Origin of the sequence: Bradyrhizobium sp. BWC-3-1, from assembly GCF_032917965.1 — a bacterium.
Taxonomy (GTDB): domain Bacteria; phylum Pseudomonadota; class Alphaproteobacteria; order Rhizobiales; family Xanthobacteraceae; genus Bradyrhizobium; species Bradyrhizobium canariense_D.
The window spans coordinates 2,569,972-2,589,237 of sequence record NZ_CP136625.1 but is presented as its reverse complement, the minus strand read 5'-3'; the positions used below and the strand labels follow the sequence as shown (position 1 = coordinate 2,589,237).

At 62.1% G+C, this 19,266-nt stretch carries 15 protein-coding genes and 1 pseudogene; 4 read left to right on the top strand and 12 right to left on the bottom strand.

All coding sequences use genetic code 11. The features are described from left to right. Positions 1–6: 6 nt before the first annotated feature. A complete protein-coding gene (locus tag RX329_RS12435) occupies positions 7–2,385 on the top strand; it encodes a glucose/quinate/shikimate family membrane-bound PQQ-dependent dehydrogenase (RefSeq protein WP_085383997.1) in 2,379 nt (792 codons plus the stop codon). Here RX329_RS12435 and RX329_RS12430 read toward each other — a convergent pair. The 5 genes from RX329_RS12430 to RX329_RS12410 all read right to left on the bottom strand — a co-directional run bounded on the left by RX329_RS12430 (position 2,345) and on the right by RX329_RS12410 (position 7,074). Next, the gene (locus RX329_RS12430; RefSeq protein ID WP_085383996.1) at positions 2,345–4,171 is read right to left on the bottom strand and encodes an SDR family oxidoreductase; all 1,827 of its coding nucleotides are present in this window, start codon (positions 4,169–4,171) and stop codon (positions 2,345–2,347) included. The two genes, RX329_RS12435 and RX329_RS12430, sit on opposite strands and share 41 nt — an antisense overlap. 57 nt (positions 4,172–4,228) lie before the next feature. Beyond that, the gene (locus RX329_RS12425) at positions 4,229–4,630 is read right to left on the bottom strand and encodes a hypothetical protein (RefSeq protein WP_410706287.1); all 402 of its coding nucleotides are present in this window, start codon (positions 4,628–4,630) and stop codon (positions 4,229–4,231) included. A 22-nt stretch (positions 4,631–4,652) separates the two neighbouring features. Then, positions 4,653–4,847, bottom strand: a complete 195-nt coding sequence (locus RX329_RS12420) for a hypothetical protein (protein WP_018460409.1) — start codon at positions 4,845–4,847, stop codon at positions 4,653–4,655. A 1,010-nt stretch (positions 4,848–5,857) separates the two neighbouring features. Beyond that, on the bottom strand, positions 5,858–6,745 hold the full coding sequence (locus tag RX329_RS12415) for a sigma-70 family RNA polymerase sigma factor (protein ID WP_085383172.1): 888 nt from the start codon (positions 6,743–6,745) through the stop codon (positions 5,858–5,860). A gap of 20 nt (positions 6,746–6,765) precedes the next feature. Then, on the bottom strand, positions 6,766–7,074 hold the full coding sequence (locus tag RX329_RS12410) for a hypothetical protein (RefSeq protein WP_085383174.1): 309 nt from the start codon (positions 7,072–7,074) through the stop codon (positions 6,766–6,768). A 197-nt stretch (positions 7,075–7,271) separates the two neighbouring features. Between RX329_RS12410 and RX329_RS12405 the strand changes: the two genes are divergently transcribed. Together RX329_RS12405 and RX329_RS12400 are read left to right on the top strand one after the other, a co-directional pair. Next, the gene (locus RX329_RS12405) at positions 7,272–8,678 is read left to right on the top strand and encodes a DHA2 family efflux MFS transporter permease subunit (RefSeq protein WP_085383173.1); all 1,407 of its coding nucleotides are present in this window, start codon (positions 7,272–7,274) and stop codon (positions 8,676–8,678) included. A gap of 1,186 nt (positions 8,679–9,864) precedes the next feature. Further along, positions 9,865–10,341, top strand: a complete 477-nt coding sequence (locus RX329_RS12400; protein ID WP_231190480.1) for a hypothetical protein — start codon at positions 9,865–9,867, stop codon at positions 10,339–10,341. A gap of 51 nt (positions 10,342–10,392) precedes the next feature. Here the strand turns inward: RX329_RS12400 and RX329_RS12395 are convergent, their stop codons facing one another. From RX329_RS12395 to RX329_RS12375, 5 genes are all read right to left on the bottom strand, one after another. Then, complete coding sequence (locus RX329_RS12395) at positions 10,393–11,064, bottom strand: ABC transporter ATP-binding protein (RefSeq protein WP_018460415.1); 672 nt, start codon at positions 11,062–11,064, stop codon at positions 10,393–10,395. Further along, positions 11,061–11,804 carry an ABC transporter ATP-binding protein gene (locus RX329_RS12390; protein ID WP_018460416.1) on the bottom strand — a complete coding sequence of 248 codons (744 nt, stop codon included), beginning with the start codon at positions 11,802–11,804 and terminating at the stop codon, positions 11,061–11,063. The genes RX329_RS12395 and RX329_RS12390 overlap by 4 nt, the downstream gene beginning before the upstream one ends. Continuing rightward, positions 11,804–12,760, bottom strand: a complete 957-nt coding sequence (locus tag RX329_RS12385) for a branched-chain amino acid ABC transporter permease (RefSeq protein ID WP_085359164.1) — start codon at positions 12,758–12,760, stop codon at positions 11,804–11,806. Before RX329_RS12385 ends, RX329_RS12390 begins: the two co-directional genes overlap by 1 nt. Beyond that, positions 12,760–13,638 carry a branched-chain amino acid ABC transporter permease gene (locus RX329_RS12380; protein WP_247361255.1) on the bottom strand — a complete coding sequence of 293 codons (879 nt, stop codon included), beginning with the start codon at positions 13,636–13,638 and terminating at the stop codon, positions 12,760–12,762. The genes RX329_RS12385 and RX329_RS12380 overlap by 1 nt, the downstream gene beginning before the upstream one ends. Before the next feature lie 76 nt (positions 13,639–13,714). Further along, the gene (locus RX329_RS12375; protein ID WP_018460419.1) at positions 13,715–15,016 is read right to left on the bottom strand and encodes an ABC transporter substrate-binding protein; all 1,302 of its coding nucleotides are present in this window, start codon (positions 15,014–15,016) and stop codon (positions 13,715–13,717) included. 265 nt (positions 15,017–15,281) lie between these two features. Here RX329_RS12375 and RX329_RS12370 point away from each other — a divergent pair. Beyond that, positions 15,282–16,478 (top strand): annotated as a pseudogene (locus tag RX329_RS12370) (IS256 family transposase). A gap of 1,298 nt (positions 16,479–17,776) precedes the next feature. Here RX329_RS12370 and RX329_RS12365 read toward each other — a convergent pair. Both RX329_RS12365 and aroQ read right to left on the bottom strand, forming a co-directional pair. Beyond that, positions 17,777–18,811, bottom strand: a complete 1,035-nt coding sequence (locus RX329_RS12365) for a Gfo/Idh/MocA family protein (RefSeq protein WP_085383598.1) — start codon at positions 18,809–18,811, stop codon at positions 17,777–17,779. A gap of 6 nt (positions 18,812–18,817) precedes the next feature. Continuing rightward, positions 18,818–19,264: a type II 3-dehydroquinate dehydratase gene (aroQ, locus tag RX329_RS12360; RefSeq protein ID WP_018460420.1), complete on the bottom strand. Its 447-nt coding sequence runs from the start codon at positions 19,262–19,264 to the stop codon at positions 18,818–18,820. Positions 19,265–19,266 lie beyond the last annotated feature (2 nt).

The window sequence follows — 19,266 nt, the reverse complement described above, 5'->3', positions numbered from 1 at the left end:
CGTTCAATGAATTGGCTCCGTGACGCGCCATTGCTGGCCATCACCATTGTGCTCGTCGCTATCATGGGACTGGGCCTCCTGGCTGGCGGCGCCTGGCTCGAGGCCCTCGGTGGCTCCGCCTACTATCTGATCGCGGGCATCATGCTTCTGCTCACGAGCTGGCTGCTCGGGCGCCGCCGCGCCGAGGCGCTCTGGGTTTATGCCGCGCTGCTGGCCGGAACGATGGCTTGGGCGATCTGGGAGGCCGGCCTCGATTTCTGGTCGCTGGCGCCGCGCGGCGACGTACTCGTGCCGCTTGGCCTGTGGCTGATGCTGCCCTTCATTGCCTCCCGCCTGGCGCCTCGCTTGCGCGCAGCGCGATGGGCGCTTGGCCTTGTGTTGGTCGCCGCAGCCATCGTCGTCGGCATGTCCCTGACGAGCGATCGCCGCGATCTTGCCGGCACGATACCTGAGGGCGAAACAACGGGGGCCATTGCGTCTCCCGAACCGGAGCAGCCCGCTGCCGGCCAGAACTGGACGGCCTACGGCGGCAGCGGCTTCGGTACGCGCTTCTCGTCGCTGAGCCAGATCACCAAGGACAACGTCAAGGACCTCAAGCTCGCCTGGGAATTCCGCACCGGCGATCACAAGGGCCCGGACGATCCCGACGAGATCACCAACCAGGCGACGCCGCTCAAGGTGGGCGATCTGCTCTACACCTGCTCGCCGCACCAGATCGTGTTCGCGCTCGAAGCCGCGACCGGAAAACTGCGCTGGAAGTTCGATCCGCAGGTGCAGCACAACAAGGCCTTCCAGCACATGACCTGCCGCGGCGTGTCCTATCACGCGACCAAACCCGGCGCGATAACTGCCGACGGCACGCCGGCCCCGAGCGATTGTGCGGGGCGCATTTTCATACCGACCAACGACGGACGGATGTTCGCGCTCGATGCGCAGAGCGGCGTGCCTTGCCAGGATTTTGGCAATCAGGGACAGATCGATCTCAAGCAGGGCAGCGAGATCCAGACACTCGGCTTCTACGAGGGCACCTCGCCGCCCGTCGTCACGGACAAGTTGCTGATCGTCGGCGGAGCGGTGATCGACAACTATTCCGATCGCGTGCCGTCGGGCGTGATCCGCGGCTTCGACATCTATTCAGGACGGCTGATCTGGGCATTCGATGCCGGCAATTCCGATCCGAACGAGATGCCCTCGGCCTCGCATCATTTCACGGCCGGCTCACCCAATTCGTGGAGCATTTCCGCGGTCGACGAGAAGCTCGGACTGGTCTATGTGCCGCTCGGCTCGAGTTCTCCGGATATTTGGGGCGGCGGCCGTTCGCCCGAGAACGAGCGCTACGATTCGGCATTGATTGCCCTCGATCTCATGACCGGGAAACTGCGTTGGTCGTTCCAGAACGTGCACCACGATCTCTGGGACATGGATATGCCGTCGCAGCCCAGTCTGGTCGATTTGCGCCTTAACGGCGGCGTGACGCCTGCGATCTACATCCCGGCAAAGACCGGCGACATCTTCGTGCTCGACCGCCGCGACGGGCGTCAGCTGGTGCCCGCACCGGAGAAGCCGGTGCCGCAGGGCGCCGCGAAGGGAGACCGGCTGTCGCCGACCCAGCCCTTCTCGGAGTTGAGCTTTCGCCCGCCCGGCATGCTGACCGACGCGCAGATGTGGGGCAGCACGATGTTCGACCAACTCGCCTGCCGGATCAAGTTCAAGCGCCTGCGCTATGAGGGGCCGTTCACGCCGCCGTCTGAACAAGGCACGCTGGTGTTTCCAGGAGACTTCGGCATGTTCGAATGGGGCGGCATTGCCGTCGATCCGCAACGCCAGATCGCGATCGCGAACCCTCAATCGATTCCCTTCGTCTCGCGTCTCGTGCCGCGCGGGAAAGACAATCCGGCAGCGCCGAACGCGGCGCATCCGCCGGGAACCGAGCTCGGCGTGCAGCCGATGTACGGCGCCCCCTATGGCGTCGACCTCGGCATTTTCCTCTCACCGCTCGGCATCCCCTGCCTTGCCCCGCCATGGGGCAACATCGCCGCGATCGATCTCAAGTCGCACAAGGTGGTCTGGCAGCATCGCATCGGCACGATCCGCGATCAGGCCCCGCTGCCGCTGCCATTCAAGCTCGGCGTTCCCATGCTGGGCGCTCCGATCGTCACCGCGGCCGGCGTCGTCTTCATCACGGGAACGATGGATGACTACATCCGCGCGTTCGACGTTCGCGATGGCAGACGGCTTTGGCAGGACCGCCTTCCTGCCGGCGGCCAGTCGACGCCGATGACCTATGAGGCCAACGGCAAGCAATATGTCGTCACGGTCGATGGCGGCCACGGCTCGTTCGGAACTAAACTCGGCGATTACGTGCGGGCCTACGCGCTGCCGTGATCTGCCTCGGCAGGACATGCTTGTGCTTGGCGACGCCTTGTCCCGATCTGCCAGCGCGACGCGCAACTGCTGAAGCCAGGAGAGCCACGCCCGCAGCTAGTCCCAGCGCCGCGAGCCCCTGACTGATGACCCCGGCAGGTGGGAGCTGCTTGCGTGACAGCCAACCGCCATCGATTGACGTGCCCTGCGGACCAGCTTCGATCATGGTGCCCTCGCTGCTCTTCGCCGGGCGCGCGCGCGACAGCAGGTAGCGGAAGGCAACCCCCAGGATGTTCTCGGTAATCTGCGGAGCCATCGCGTAGGCAATTTGGCCGGCACGCGCCGGCCAGCCCACGGCGACCTCATCTTGGGGTGCGCGGACGAGGCTCACGAACGTCTCGGCAACGTCCTCCGCCTGATACAGCAGCGGACCGGGATCGAGCGTCCGGCCGGACATGTTGGCGCCGTGGACGAAGCCCGGCGTGTCGACCATGGCCGGGAAGACGCCGCAGACATGGATGTTGCGATGACCCCTGAGCTCCTGACGCAGGCTCGCGGTGAAGCCCCGAAGGCCGAATTTGCTCGCTGCGTAAGCCGCAGCAAAAGGCGTCGGAGCCCAGCCGCCGAGCGAGATGTTGTTGATCAAGATACCGCGGTTCTGGCGCAGGAAGATCGGAAGCACCGCGAAAGCGCCATGCATCGTGCCGAGGAGATTGACCTCGATCGTTCGGCGATGAAGTGCGATATCCGCGTCCTGATAGGCCCCGAAAACGCCGGTGCCGGCGTTGTTGATCCAGACGTCGATGCCACCGAGCGCGTCTTCCGCCTCTCGGGCCAGCCGCTGCACCGCCTCGGCATCGGTGACATTGGTCGGGATTGCCAATGCGCGGCCTCCGAGCGCCTCGCATTCCGCGGAGAGGTTCGTCAGGACTTCGGCACGGCGTGCCGCCAGGACCACGCTTGCGCCCTTTCCGGCGAAGGCCAGCGCCGCAGCACGCCCGATTCCGCTCGAGGCACCGGTTATGACGACGCGCGTGCCAGTCATTTGCCGCGGCTCGGATCCGGAGCCGCCCGCCGGAAGCAGCCAGTGCAGGGATCGCCGGAGACGCTCGGTTCCGTCCGCTTCGAACCAGTCGCCATGCGCGAAGATCACCCGCTCCGGCGACAGCCGTATGAGCCGCTCGGCTGCCGACCGCACGGAACGGCCGCCGAGGCGCAGCAGCAGTCGCAGATAGACCGGCGCCGTTCCGTTTGGCTTGGAAATGCCGAGGAGGTTTGCCGCGGCCTCGTTTGACGCGCTGAGATCATTGGGATCGAGATTTTGCACCAGATCCGTCAGGATCAGTGTCCGGCTGCGCTTGTCGAACAGCTCGATCTCGGAGAACATCGGAGCGTTCACCGAGACGGCTTCGAGGTCGGCCCTCCATTCCGCAGGCGTCGCCTCTCCAAGCTCGCGGTCGATGTGGATCCGTGCTGCTCGAACTTGCCGACGCGCCGAAAGGCCGCGCGCCGCGAAAGTCGTCGCCTGTGGCAGCTCTCTCTGCCAGTCGGACAGGAACATCCAGTGCGCGATATTCGGCGCGAGCAAGTACCTTATGGTCCCTAGCCGCTCCAGCTCACCACGGAGAGCCGGCGAATATCTCACCGGCGAATGCAGCACAAGATCGCCGTTCGAGAGCCGAATGACGGTCATACGCACCGGAAGTTTCAGACCGGCAGCGCTGATCGGGGCATCGTCCACGACCCAGATATCGTCCGTCGCTCGCGACAAACGGGCCGTCGACAAGGTAGCGTCGGAACTTTGCATGAGCGTCTTCCATCACAAGGCGTTTGCTCAAGCTTCGGGAGCGACGCTCGTTCCTCGCTAGGACGCCCGAGCCTGCATGCGGGCATTGCGTCGGCGACGGCGCGCGGCGAGTCGTCCTCGGATCCTCTCCGCCGGAATGTTCCGCGAGATCGCCGGGGCAAGCTCTGGTTCTGAGGGAGGTTGTTGGGTGGCAATCGGCGCTTGGTCCGGACGAGCTTCCATCAGACCGAGCACGGCGCGGCCCTTGGCCGTGATGCGCCACCCGCCATTTGTCCGGTCGATCAGCCCTTGCGAAAAGATGTCCAGCCCCGGCACCCGCCCGGCGAGCCGCCGGGTGCGCTCGGTCCAGTCGCGACCGCTGGTCGCCAGAATGGCCATATCCCGCTTGAGATCCTCCATGGCCGCGAACCCATCCGGGTAGCTCACCAGGATCTTGAGGACCGTCACGTGGAAATTCACCCCTGCCCCCACATGACCATCATCACATCGTCGGGACTTCTGAAAGGGCATTGCGGGCCGCTAGTTTGAGACGATCCGCAGAGATGTCGCCCCTGCTTGCAGTCTCCAGAAGCTTCGAGGCTACGCGAGTCCTGGCGCCGATCTCACAGCGTGGAACAGCTTCACACACCTCGTCCAGAACGGTGCGCAACAACGCCTTGGTCGCGGTATCGATCATGGAAAGCCCCGGCGGAAAGGTTCACGGTAGGGCAATCGCTCGGGCCAGGGATTCAACATTGTTAATGATCTTAAAATTTCGCTGCCTGGCCACTGCCAGCTTGGCGATGTCTTGGGCCTGCTGTGCGCGACCTTGCGGACTCCTGCTCGGCATTGCTCGTGAAATCGGGGAACCTCCGTCGTCGGCCAATCGTTCGCATGCCATGGAGATTGTCGTTGTCGCGGTCCTCGTCCTCCTGGTTGCGACTGTAGTTCGGCATGCGTGATGGCGAACCGCGCAGCTTCGCATTCTCGCGGCTGATTCCGCCCGAGCTTTGCTTCGTCGCTTCACCCTCTTGTCCAAGAGGGCGCAGGGAAGGCCGGGTGCCGGCTGGCACCCGCGGTCCGCTGCGCGAAAATGTAGCGCAAGGAAACCGCACAGCAGCATACAGGTGTAGCCAATCACTCGGCCTTCCCTGCGCGATGGTTGGACGGCTTATGCCGTGCTCTCCCGGGAGCCGAGTTCTCTTTGGCCTCCCTCGTCCCAACGAAAGTCACCGCCACCGCGCCGGTTGACGCAGATGCCGCATTCGCCAGGGCTTGACCGTAGCAACGACGGCCAGGACCACACGGTTTTGCCGTACGCACGGCCCGCCATTTCGCCGCAGTATTCCCAGCCCTGTCGACGGAGCCGGAAACTTACAGACGAGACGAAGCCTAGCAGCGCCGCTCGTCGGAACGCAGCCTTGGGCTCACGGAGAGCAATCCGCCCTGCCCTTGGCCTCTCGCACCCGAACGCTGCCGCGTCCACCGCAAGCCCGGCTCGCGAACATGACGACCACAAGATCGCCCCTCAAGGATGAGCCGGGATGGACGACACATACGCCGTTTCCGAATTTCGGTAAAGCGGGATATATTTGTGGAGAGGGGTTGACGGGATGGCGGGTGTTTTGCCCGACGGGCAGTCCTCCCATTCAACTTGCCACGGCCCTCTAGTCAAGCGACGCGCCTGCTCCGATGGAGAAGGCGAGTTCACCCTCTATCCACCACGCACTCCGCACCATCAATAACATAGGCTGCGTGACGAAAATCCCTGATGGTGGCGAGCTTGCCGGCGGACCAGTCGAGAAGCATGAAATATTTCGGCCGCCCGGCCGGCTTATTCGGATCGAACACGAGGATCGCGGGACGTCCCTCGACCTGCCCCGTCACCAGGTGCCAGTCGCTGTTCTTCGAATAATTGCCGAAATAGTTCGACACCTCGGCCTTGCCTTTCAGCCTGGTACGGTTGACGAGCTCGAGCCTGACGTCGTCGGCGATCATGGCGCGGATCGCGTCGAAGTCGCGGGCATTGAAATGGCCGACATAGGCGTTGAGTCGCGTGCGATCTGCTTCCGACAGGCCCGGCTGCGGCACATCGTCGGGCTCTCCGGCGAACTCCCGCAGCTGCGTGCGTCCGCGATGCAGCGCGGCCTTCACCGCCGGCAGGCTGAAATCCATGATGTCGCAGACCTCGGCAAGCGAGCAGCCGAGCACGTCCATCAGGATCACGCTGGAGCGCTGCGCCACCGGCAGCCGCATGAAGGTGCGAAGGCTGGTCGCGGCGATCTGGCGGCTTTCCACATCATCGAGCTGGTCGGCAATCATCTCCACCTCCTCAGCCGAGTGCAGCGCCTCCTGCCGGTTGCGGCGACGCAGGAAATCCAGCGCGGTGTTGTGCGCGATGCGAAACAGCCAGCCCTCCGTATTGACGGGCGTGACCGATTGCAGCGCTTCCATCGCCTTGATCAGCGCATCCTGCAACACATCCTCACCGTCGATGACCGAGCCGACCATGCGGGCGCAGTAGCGATGCAGTTTCGGCCGCATCCGCGCCAGCAGGGCCTCGGTCTCGATGGTGGCCAGCGGGTCTGGCGCCATTGCTCCTCCGCTTCGCTTGTTCAGGACTCGTCCAGCATACGATAGTTGCCGACGATCCTCACATCACGAACCAGCGGCGGCTCCGCGCAGCGGTCGCGGATGCCGTCCTGGAACTTCTGAAATGCCTTGAGTTTCGGAATCGGGCTCGAGCCGTTTTCGGCCGCGGCCTCGACAAGATGGATGAAGGTGTCGTCCTCCAGCCGTAGCGTCAGGTAGCGCACGCCGTCCGGGCCGGCCGCCTTCAATTCGGCAAATACGGCCGAAACCAGCTCGGCATTCCGATCGGCCAGCTCCGGCCTGGCCTTGTACCTGATCAACGTCCTTCTCATCGCGCGCTCCTTGCTGATGTCGCGACCTGGTTCGCTCAAAATCGGGCAAATGGCCGCATCACCCCTAGGACGTTTGCCGGCAGGCGAAGGATGCGGCCCGGAACAAATTATTATTGGGCGCATCCTTTGCCGCTCAGCCCTCGTCTAGCCCGCAGAACGCGCCGCGACAGGCTGGCGCGACACACGGAGACAGGGCGATGCAGACCCCGATCAATCGCGCCGCGCAGAACTGGGTGCTCGGCGTCACCGCGCTGGCATCCTTCATGATGGCGCTCGATGCCATGATCATCACGACAGCATTCGCGACCATCCGCGCCGAATTCGGCAGCCCGGTCGAGACGCTGCAATGGACCGTCAACGCCTTCAATCTGACCTTTGCCGTGCTGCTCCTGACCGGCGCCGCACTCGGCGACCGCTTCGGTCGCCGCCGGATGTTCGCGGCCGGGCTCGCCCTGTTCGTCGTTGCATCGGCGGCCTGTGCGCTCGCAGGCAATGCCACCGCTCTGATCGCCGCCCGCGCGCTGCAGGGCGCCGGCGCCGCGCTGGTGATGCCGCTGGCAATGGCGATCCTGAGCGGCACGTTCGGCCGCGAGGAGCGCGCCCGCGCGCTCGGCATTTTCGCCAGCATCACCGGCTGCGCGCTGATCATCGGTCCCGCCATCGGCGGCTTCATTACCGAACATTTCGGCTGGCGCTGGGTGTTCTGGATCAACCTGCCGATCGGCCTGATCGCGATCACCCTGGTACTGGCACGCTTGCGCGAAAGCTTCGGCCCGGCCGCCGCATTGGACATCCCCGGACTGGCGCTTGTCGCGCTTGCGGCGCTGGCGTGGGTGTGGAGTCTGTTGCGCGGCAACGCCGTGGGTTGGGCGAGCGCCGAAATCATGGCCGCGCTGATGGCAGGCCTGGTGTTCACAGCCGGCTTCGTTCTCTGGGAATTGCGCGCGACCGCGCCAATGGTGCCGATGCGGCTGTTTGCATCGCGGGCGCTTGCCTCCGGCATGTCCGCCAGCGTGCTGTTCTACGCCGCGATGTACGGCGTCTTGTTCCTGCTGCCGCAGTTCCTCCAGACCGCGCTGGGCTTCGACGCCTTCGGCGCCGGACTTCGCCTGCTGCCCTGGACCGCGACGCTGTTCGTCACCGCCCCGATCGCCGGCGCGGTCGTCAACAGGTTCGGCGAGCGGCCGCTAGTGGTGACGGGATTGCTGATGCAGGCGATCGGACTTGGCTGGATCGCGGAGCTCGTGAGCTCTGCGGTTACCTACTCCGCCCTGGTCGCGCCGCTGGTGCTGGCCGGCGTCGGCGTCTCGATGGCGATGCCGGCAGCACAGAACGCCATCCTGAGCTCGGTCGCGGTGGCCGAAATGGGCAAGGCGTCCGGCATCTTCAACATGGGCCGCTTCCTCGGCGGCATATTCGGCATCGCCGCGCTGGTGGCGAACTTCTCGGCGCATGGCGGGGTCGATTCGGCCGCGCATTTCGAGAGCGGATTTGCCGCGGCGATGAGCCTCGCCGCGACGCTGTCACTGGCCGGCGCGATTGCGGGGTGTTTCCTGCCGGCACGGCGGCGGACCGCCGGAGCAGCCGCGCCGCAAGATGCGTGACACTGACAGCCGTCATCAAAGCCGGAGGCGAGATGATCGCTTCGCGACCAAGTGCTGGCCTTCAATGATCGGCTAGCAGGTAGAATACCGGTTGCAGTTTCGACCACGTCCGCCGCCGCGCCCAAGGCACTGTCAGGGCGCGGCCCGGCCTTGCGGACGATGCCGGCTGCGCGATCGGACTCGCGCTGGAGCTCTTCGCGGGTAACGATCCCGGTTGGCCCTGTGGCCGCGTCGACATCGACCGCGGCGACGCCCCCCGGCAGCGCCTTGACGTCGCTCCCCGATCACCTGCCCCGGCGAACAAGCGAATGCGCACGGGGCCGCGACGCCTTGGAGAAATTCTTTGGGCTTGGCGAAGCCATCGGGACACGAAACCGAGAGATACTCGGTGATCTTCTCGGGCTCCAGGAGCCCGCTGGAACGAATGCGCAAAGACGGGGTCATCTAGCCCGTTGGGCAGCATCCTGTGACGATACCAACCGATTCTGCAGCAGCGGTCCCCTGCGGCGACGGGGCAGAAACAAAGGAAAGTCGCGCAGCAATCCGACCGCAAAACCGCCGACAACAAAACGTCGCACGAGACCCGTTTTGTTCTCAGCGACCCTTCTCGTCAGTTCTTGAAGAAGAGGGCTTATGCTTGGCGCACCAGGGCTCGAACCTGGGACCCGCAGGTTAAGAGTCTCATCTTTCACAATAACTTTCAGCTACTTAGCTGTAAAACGCCGTCACAACAGCACTATCGAAATCAACAGGTTACAGACGAAATGTAAATTGCTCGGCGGCGCCTTCTGTACCTGTGACCCCTGCGTCCCGAACGCAGTGAACATCTTCTAAGTTGTTGATCTTTCTCTCATCGGCAGGTGCTTCCGTCCCGTTTTGTTCACGCTCGTTTCACCCAATTCGTTGCGATTTCGTTGCGGCGGCGGCGAGGGAGAACGGCGCTCGGCGCGTCAGTGGGATCTTGGACTTGCGGCGGAGCAGCCGAGGCCTGCGAGGGTAAGCGTATTAGATTATGCGGTGATCTGTCGGGGGTTCGAGTCACTAGGGTGCTACCGTCTTTCCCCACACCAACCAGACCTGCGATATCTGATCCGATCCTTCGCGTGAGGCAGTTCATGGGCCTCGCACGATGGTCTGCACGGGTTGAACCATAATGGGCACGCACAGCAAACGGTCGCTGCCGTAGATGCTCGACACCCGGGCGCCACCGAAGTGCCGCCTACCGCGCGACACACGACACAACGACCCGGCAGAAATTGAAGGTGAAGCGTCCGTAGAGAAAGCCGCTTCCTGGCTCCAGTGCAGCCAGGCGATACGAATTGCCGAGAGCGCGGATAATCTCGACCATTTCCATGAATTCATGGTGCGTCAGCGCCGGGTGACGAAGCATGACATCGCGACACTCTCGAATGACATCGTCGCGGGCAAGTTCGGCAAGCCCTCCGTCAGCAACGCACGTCATATGCGCAAGGCCGCCTCGGGGTTGTTCAACTGGGCGGCTGAAGCGGGCCGCGACTATGTGACGGCCAGCCCCTGCGGACAAACTAAAACACCTGCACTAAGCCGACGTGCCCGAAATCCAACGACGGACGATCTAAATCGCGACGATTACGAGGAACGGTCGAAACAGAGTGCCACGATCACGTGGCAGAGCGGACGCTGAATCGGTAAACCGCCGAGGTCTGCTTAGGCCGGCGGCTCCTCCACCGCGTCTTCAATTAGCTTGGCGGGCCTCGATCTCACCTCTTTCAATGGTGAGCGTCACGTCGGCAAAGGTTTCGAGCAGCTTTGGATTCGACTCGGTGATCAGCAGCGTAATGTCCTTATCCTGCAAACGAAGCCGCCGGAGTGCTTCCGCATATCGCTGCGCTAACACAGGCGCGAGACCCTGAAATGGCTCATCCAGGATAAGCAGCCGGGTACCAAGCATAAGCGCCCTCCCAAGCGCCACCATCTTGCCTTGGCCGCCCGAGACCGATCCCGCCGGACGTTTGGCAAGCTCTTTGAGTTCCGGCAGCACCGAATACGCTCGCTCTAGCCGCCGCCGCGTCTCGTCCGGATTCAGCTTGGCGACACGACCGGGAAGCAAAATATTTTCTTCGACGGTGAAGGCGGAAAACAGACGCCGGTCCTCAGGCGCGTAGCCAAGACCCAGCGACGGCCGGCGATGCGGCGCGATCGCTCCAAGATCTTCGCCGCCCAGACGAACGGTGCCGCTCGCTTTTGTGAAGCCCATGATAGTGCGCACGGTCGTGGTCTTGCCGGCGCCGTTTCGCCCGATAAGCGCTGCGCTCACACCCGGCAGCAGCGAGAAACTCACATTTCGCAACACAGGCGCGTCAGCAATCGCGACGTTGACATTCTCGAAACTCAGCATCGGTGTCATATCCCGATCACCTGTTCCCGGACCTTCGGGTCCGCCAGAACCTCAGCCGGCGTCCCAACCATCTGGATCTTGCCGACATTCCACACGGCGACGCGGTTGGCATAGCGCTCCACCATATCCATGTCGTGCTCGACGAAGACCGAGGTGACTTTCTCCTTTGCCAGCGCCGTGGTTAGAATGTCCATGATGGTGAGTTTCTCTGATGACGCGACGCCCGAAGTCGGCTCATCCATCAGGAGGAGCTTTGGCTTCAGCGCGAGCGCGAGTGCAATATCGACCAGCTTGCGTTGCCCCTCGGGCAGTTCGCGCGCCGTTCGTTCCGCATACGATTTGACACCGACGAGATCCAGCAGCCGCTTCATTTCCGGCACTTCCGGCATGAGAGAAAGAGCCTGGAAACCAGACGGACGGCCTCGCAGGGAGGCGGCCGCGATCAACATGTTCTCCATCACGGTCTGGTCGAGGAACAGCTGTGGTATCTGGAAGGCGCGGGCAATGCCGAGCCTGGTGATCGTACGTGGCAGCTGCGCGGTGATGTCGTGGCCGAGAAAGGTAACGGTGCCGGCTTGCGGCCGAAGATAACCGGTCGAGATATTGAGGAACGTCGTCTTGCCGGCCCCGTTCGGCCCGATGATGGCAAGGTTTTCGCCTTCCAGGACGTCGAGGTCGATGCCATCGGCGGCGATGACGCCGCCGAACCGGATCTTGATGTTCTTGGCAGAAAGCAGGACGTTGGCCATTAATGCCCTCCCCGCCCGGATTGACCGTAGCGCTGGCGGAGGCCGATAAGGCCGTTCGGCGCGTAAAGAATGATGACGACCAGCACGACGCCGAGAATGAGCTGCCAAGAATCCGCCAGATGCGCCGCGGCATAGAACCGTACGCATTCGAACATCGCCGCGCCTGCAAACGCACCGAAAGCATGGGCGCTGCCACCGAGGATCGCGATGAACACGAACTCGCCGGACTTGGTCCAGAAGCCGAATTCGGGGGTCGCGATCTGCTGAATGATCGATACCAGAGTGCCGCCTATGCCGCCGAGAAATGCGGAGAACACGTAGCCGATGAGCAGCACGCGCCGCGCCGACATGCCAAGATATTCGAGCCTGGTTTCGTTAGATTTCATTGCCCGCAACATGTGACCGAGCGGGCTGTCGAGATAGCGTTGCACGCCGTAGAAGGCAGCAATCGCGACCAAAAGGCTCACGTAGAGAATAACGTATTGGAACGTCTCCGGCGTGAACGAAAATCCAAACAAGCCAGGACGGGCGACCCGGATGCCGTCCGCGCCGTTAGTGTAGTGGAACATTTTCTCGAGCAGCGACCACAAGACCATGGAGAATGCCAGGTTCAGCATTCCAAAGAAAATTTCCCTGTAGCGAACCACGAACAGGCCGACGATCAGGCCAAAAACGGTAGAGGTTATGCCTCCCAGCGCGAGAAAGATCAGGATATCGCCGCCGCCGATGTACTTGCCCCAGAACGCCGCGGTATAGGCGCCGGTGGCGAAGAACATCGCGTGTCCGAACGATACTTGTCCCGCCTGCAGCAACAGGACGATGCCGAGCACCACGATGCCCTTGGCGAGGATGAGCGCGAATAACGTCGCCCAGCTCGCGACGAAGAGCGGCAGTACCGCGCTGGCCAGAAACAAGATGATTGCGACTGCCGTGATCGGCTTGATACGGCCCGCCATCAGATTTTTCTCATCTGCACCGTACCGAACAGTCCGAACGGACGCACCAGAAGCACCAGTACCATCAGCAGATAGGGTACGAGAACTTCGAACTCCGGCTGCAGATAGATGACGAAGGCGCGCGTCAAACCGATCATAAGGGCCGTAAGGGCGGTGCCCTCGATCTGCCCCAGACCCGCAGTGGCTGCCACCGCGAACGAGAGCACGATCATGTCCGCGCCCATGCCGGGCACCAGCGACGTGGTCGGCGAAGCAAGCGCGCCGCCGAGCGCCGCCAGGCTCGCCCCGATGATGAACGTAATAGAGTAGACGCGTTGGGCGTCGATGCCGATGGCGGTTGACGCCTCCCGATCCTCGGTTACTGCTAGAATCACGGCTCCCGCAAGAGTTTTCCGCAAGAAGTAACGCAGTCCGAACAGCGTCGCGACTGCCACGCCTGGAAGCAGGACCACCTGGTAGGACGTATAGTTCACGCCGAATACGCTGATGTTCGGCAACAGCTTCAAGGGCTCAGCAGCGAAGATGGGCTGCACGCCCCAGATCAGACGCTGCAGATTGTCCATGATCATGAAGGCCGCGAAGGTGATCAGGAGCTGCAACACGTCGTCTCGTCCGTAAAGCGGCCGCAACAGGAAGCGCTCGATGAAACCGCCGCACACAAACCCTATGACGATGGAGGCAACCAGCAATGCGGGATAGGTAAGCCACGGCGACACCTGCGCAATCACGAGGCTCAACGTCGCGGCGAGATAGGCGCCAAAGGCATAAAGCGACCCGTGCGCGACATTCACCACGCGAAGCACACCGAAAATCAGGCTCAGCCCGACGGAAACCAGGAACACCAAGGCGGCGTAACTGATCCCGTCAAGGACGGCCAATATGGCGAGAGTCGAATTCATGGAGACCTTCAGGAAAGCCGTCCTGCGGTTTTTGCCCGGAGGACGATGATCTGGCCTACTGCTTGAAGGTCGGAACGTCCATTTTAACGAATTCCGGCTTGAGCGTCTTCAGCCACTCGACCGAGCGCACGCCCGCCGGATTGGTGATCACCTTCGGATCAAAGATCATCATGTTGTCGAGCAGTTTGAAGTCATAGCCCGGGAAAGACTTGGTGACGCCGACGAGCTGCGCTTCCAGACCTTGGTTGTCCTCGGGCCTCAGCGTGATCGGCCGGCCGAAACCGGTCGCGAACTCGGTGCCGGAGGTTGCGTCTACGACCTGCTCCCGTGTCGGCCAGTTGCCGCCATTGGCCTTGATCGCCTTGTCATAGGCAGCTTGCAGCGCCGTGAAAGCCTGCGCCATGTGGTAGACGGGGTAAATCGGCCAGGCGCCGGTCTTTGCCTTGAATGCCTCGGCAAACGCCTTGAAGGCCGGATCGTTCTTCTTTTCAGGATGCAGGAACCAATGATCGCCACGCGCGCCGACGATCAGGCCTTCCGGCAGATCCTTGCCCAGTCGCTGGATCGAGGATTCGCCGATGCCCAACACGAAGGTCGACTGTTGCAGCAGGCCGCGTTGACCGGCCTGACGGACCAGCGTGTCGAGATCGCCGCCCCAGGAGGTGGTTAGAACGACATCCGGCCGCAATGCCAGTAAGCGCGAAACTTCGGTGGAATAGTCCGGCGCACCGAACTTCGGAAAAAGCTCCGCCAACACCTGAACGTCGGGCTTCAGCGCCTTCAATGCGGTGGAGAAGATCTCCCAGCTTTCGCGGCCCCACGCGTAGTCCTGATTGACGACCGCGATGGTCTTGAAGTCGGGCTTTGTCTTAAGGAGATAGACGAGCACCGCCAGCATCTCCGGCGTGCCGTTAGCCTGCGTGCGGAAATTGTAGCGATATTTCTTCGTCTCCAGAATAGAAGCCGCACCGCAATCCCACATAAAGTTCATGACTTTGAGGTCTTCGGCGACCGGGACAAGCTGATTGCAGCTGCCCGAGGAGATGGAGGCGAAAGTCACGTCGACCTTTTCGTCTTGCACCATGCGCCGGTAGTTCGAGACCAATGCCTCGCCGCCGGCACCTTCATCGATGAAAGACAGTTTTACCGGTACACCGCCGATTCCGCCCTTCTTGTTGAGGTCTTCTGCAATCATCTCGGCCGCGGCCTTTGCCGGTACGCCGAATACGGAAGCCGGTCCCGACAGGAAAGTGGTGATACCGATCTTGATTTCCGGCGGCTTGCTCTGCGCAAGCGCAGCGCCCGTAAAAGCTGTGATGACTAGACCGGCTGCAACTGCGGCTTTCAGCAAAAGCATTTGAATCTCCCCATTTTTAACTTGCGCTGACCGGGCGGCCATCGCGATTTTTCTTGCCGCGACGCTACTTATAATTCTGAAATATTGCCAGCACTTACTAGTTGCTGGGGTCGTGTCCCCGGTGGTGGTGTAGCTCGGTAGAGCAAAGCCGCCCGGATGCGCGCCTTCAAATAGCGCCGTAGCGGGCGGGCGGCTTTGCGGTGGTCACCGGCAGTTCTCCGGTAGGATCGGGTTGCGACACGCCAACGCAACCGAGGAACCACCGATGACCGAAGACATGATGAACCTGCGCACGCTCGTAGAGAAGACCCCCGACGCCGATCTGCTGCGCGAGATGATCGGCTTTGCCGCCCAGCGCCTGATGGAGCTGGAAGTGGAAGGCCAGACCGGGCGGCCTAGGAAGAGAACAGCCCCGAACGCCTGGCCCAGCGCAACGGCTACCGCGACCGGATTGGGAGACCCGCGCCGGCGCGGTTGAGCTGCACATTCCCAAGCTGCGCGAGGGCTCCTACTTCCCGGGCTTCCTGGAGCCGCGACGCCTGGCCGAGAAGGCGCTCACCGCCGTGGTTCAGGAAGCCTATGTGCAGGGCGTCTCGACCCGCTCGGTGGACGACCTCGTCCAGGCCATGGGCATGACCGGCATCTCCAAGAGCGAGGTCAGCCGGCTGTGCGGCGAGATCGATGACAAGGTGAAGGCCTTCCTCGCCCGTCCGATCGAGGGCGACTGGCCGTATCTGTGGATCGACGCCACCTACGTGAAGGTGCGCCAGAATGGCCGCATCGTCTCAGTCGCGGTGATTGTCGCGGTTGGCGTCAATAGCGACGGCCGACGCGAGGTCCTCCGCATTGACATCGGCCCTTCCGAGGCCGAGACGTTCTGGACGGCGTTCCTGCGCAAGCTCGCCCGCCGCGGCCTGCGCGGCGTCAAGCTGGTCGTGTCCGACGCCCACGAAGGCATCAAGCCCACCGTGGCCAAGGTGCTCGATGCCAGCTGGCAGCGTTGCCGCGTCCACTTCATGCGCAACGCGCTGGCGCATGCCGGCAAGAGCGGGCGGCGCGTCGTCTCCGCCTTCATCGCCACCGCCTTTGCCCAGGACGACGCCGGGGCCGCGCGAACCCAGTGGCGCAAGGTCGCCGACCAGCTCCGCCCCAAGCTGCCCAAACTTGCCGGCTTCCTCGACGAGGCCGAGACCGATGTGCTCGCCTACATGACCTTTCCGCACAGCATCGGACCAAGCTGCACTCGACCAACCCGATCGAGCGTCTCAACGGCGAGATCAAACGGCGGACCGAGGTGGTCGGCATCTTCCCCAACGATGACGCCATCACTCGCCTCATCGGCGCGATCCTGCTCGAACAGAATGATGAATGGGCCGTCCAGCGTGCCCGCTACATGACACTGGAAACCATCGCGCCGTTGAGCGATGATCCGAGCGTCAGCATCACGGCTATCGCCAGCTGACCAGCCCGGCTCTCCAGCCGGCGAACGCGGTGACCCGCCGCCAGCTACACCACGCCACGGGACACGATCGGTGCTGGTGGGAAGGGCTTCCGCGGCTCGACAGTATATAATGAGATTGGTTCAGTATGCTCATGAACCTTACCGACCGTCCCACTTGCCCCCACTCGGAGCGGTTATCGACTGCGAAGCGTGCCTCTGGAGAGAGAAGTGATGAATTTAAAGGGTGTGGTTGCACTCGCTTTCAAAGCGAACGCGCTGTCGCATCACCACTGTCCCCTGTGAGCCCTGCCGCGCATGCGATAGCAACCGTTCGACAGAGCCGTTTAGCAATTTCGAGTTCCGTTTTCCGCTTCTGCAGAATAGCTATCGCCATCGCAGAGCCAATAGTCGTCGAGCGGTTTGAAACCGTCAAAATTCACTGCCACCCCCACTGTCCAGTGGTGATCGAACCGGTCTCTGCCAATCGTCTCCACGGAAAAAGGTAATTTCTGCGGTTTGGGCTGGAGACTTTCGACGACTTCTCGCCAAGGTTGCGGGTTTCAGAGGAGCAGAGACTTTAAAGAGCCGCACAAAAATTCCGTAAAATGCGGCACTTTCAGCCAATACGGTCCCACTCTCTATAATTGAGTGACTGCTTGGCTGCGGCGGCAGGGATCGAACCTCCGAATGGCGGAATCAAAATCGCCGATGCACAAATCGGTCTATCGGCGCTTCGAGACGGGATCGGTTCTCCTCTATGACCGCATGGCGGCTTATTGGCCAGACAACATAAGAGTTCACATCGACTTCAAGCACTATTTCGGTGGAGGCGCTGCGCAGCTGCCCAATGCGTCGCTGATGAAATTGAACAGAAGTGGAAAAATGCCGGCTATGTCGGGCGGCTCTGATCTACATACAACATCAAGGAAGTGGTTCTGCCGTACGGCCTTCGAGTCGCCTTGGCCTCCGTCGAGACGGACAGAGTAGATCACAATGCCGAGAGTGGACTCGCCGGCTGGCCGTCAAGAACACCGTTTGAAAAACCGTTTTAGTCCGTCGGTCTCAAACGGTTTCTCTTGCTAAGGTCTTGATTTATTTGGTGGGCGCACCAGGGCTCGAACCTGGGACCCGCTGATTAAGAGTCAGCGACGGGTAGAGAACAATCAATGACTTACCGATCGCACCACTGGGTTTATCCGGCCGAAAACGGGCCTTCGTGGCAGGATCATAGTGCTCCCAGCATTGTCTATCAGCGGCACCTTGATGGTTCGCCAAATAAAATATCGATACTTCAGCGTAGACACCTGTGCTTACCAGAGTCAAAACGACACGAGATCTTCGGTTTCCGCTGCGCGCTTGACCGCGTCGATCACCCTGAGCGTTTTTAGCCCTTCGCGCCCGCTCACCACAGGTGTGGCCGTGCCGCGGATAACGCCACAGAAATTTGCGATCTGCAGGCCAAGCGGGTCTTCTTTCTCGAACCTCAGCCGCTCGCGCTCGATCGGCGCCCACCAGCTGGCCTTGCTCGGGTGATGCCACAGATCGAGTTGCGGAATGGCCAGCGATGCCCTCGTGCCGCCGATCTGGTAGCAGGTCTCCAGCGTATGGCTGTAGGCCGGATTCTCTCCGGTGGTGAATTCCCAGCTCCAAGGCGACTGGATGGTATCGGAGACATTGACCGTTCCCAGCGCGCCGGACGCGAAGTGCAGGATGATCACCGCGGTCTCTTCGACCGCATTTCCACGCAGCCGATTGGATTGGGCAGCCTGTACCGCCACGATATCCCCGCACAGGTACCGCAGCAGGTCGACATCGTGGATGAGATTCACGAAAGCGGGACCCGCTCCTTTCTCGCGGCGCCAGGGCACTTCAAAATAATCGTCCGGCTTGATCAGCCAGAACATGCCATGCACTGACACGATCTGACCGAGCCTGCCGCTGTCGATCTCCGCCTTGGCGCGCTGGATCATCGGGTTGTGGCGACGGTGGTGGCCGGTTAGCAGCGGCACGCCCGCCCGCTCGGAGGCTTCGACCAACGTCTGTGCCGCCACGATATCATCCGCTAACGGCTTCTCGATCAGCGCCGGGATGCCCGCAGCGATACAATCCATGCCGTTGGCCACGTGCATCTGGTTGGGGGTGGCGACAACCACCCCCTCCGGCCGGTTTTCAGAGATCATGTCCTGAACGGACGAAAACCAGTCCACCTTGAGCGATACCGCCAACTCCCGTGCAACCGGCATCGGATCGACGATTGACGATAAGACCGCCTCCGGCCGCGCGAGAATATGTCCAATGTGTCGCTTGCCGATGAGACCCGCTCCCATGACCGTCAGGCGGACGGGTGCACTCATACGATTCTATCCCTTCTCATCGAGCAACTTGGCCAACCGACGCAAACCGAGCAGATAACCCTGAGTGCCGAAGCCTGCAATAACGCCATCAGCTCGTTTGGAAACGAACGAGCGGTGGCGGAATTCCTCGCGCTTGTGCACATTGGAAATGTGCACCTCGATTACTGTCCCCTCGAACGTGTTCAAAGCGTCTAGGATGGCGACCGAGGTATGGGTGAAAGCCGCGGGATTCATGACGATGCCGACAGCCGTCTCGCGCGCCTCGTGGATCCAGTCGATCAGCTCGTATTCCCTGTTCGACTGGTGAAAGCGCATCTCCAGAGCCAGCTCCGTGGCTAGCCCCCGACAATCTCGCTCCACATCCGCAAGCGTCTCGTGGCCATAGATGTGGGGCTGACGCTTGCCAAGTAAATTGAGATTTGGCCCGTTGAGGACGTAGACAAGACGGCTCATGG